This is a genomic window from Tritonibacter sp. SIMBA_163 (genome assembly GCF_046535935.1).
In the GTDB taxonomy this organism is placed as follows: Bacteria; Pseudomonadota; Alphaproteobacteria; order Rhodobacterales; family Rhodobacteraceae; genus Epibacterium; species Epibacterium scottomollicae.
The window spans coordinates 1-237 of sequence record NZ_JAWJBP010001286.1; the positions used below are offsets into that span (position 1 = coordinate 1).

Annotated in this window: 1 protein-coding gene; it reads right to left on the bottom strand. The window is 69.2% G+C overall.

The features are described 5' to 3' along the window. Positions 1–220, bottom strand: a 220-nt coding sequence (locus tag R0J92_RS26445) for a tetrahydrofolate dehydrogenase/cyclohydrolase catalytic domain-containing protein (protein ID WP_411053872.1), incomplete at its 3' end; no start/stop codon positions are given. Between the last annotated feature and the right edge of the window lie 17 nt (positions 221–237).

Sequence of the window (237 nt, forward strand, 5' to 3'; positions counted from 1 at the left end):
GGATGCCGTGGACGGCTGGGTCCGCGTTCAGTTCGCGCACCAGGTCGAGCAGCGTCGCCTCTTCGGTGTCGGCGGGCAGCCGGTGCTGGAACGACTGCATCCCGACCTCGGCGGTCTTCTTCGCCTTCATGTTGACGTAGACCTGGGAGGCCGCGTCCTCGCCCACCAGGACGACGGCCAGACCCGGCTGGATGCCGTGCTGCGTGGTCAGTTCCTGCACCTGTCGGCCGACCCGGG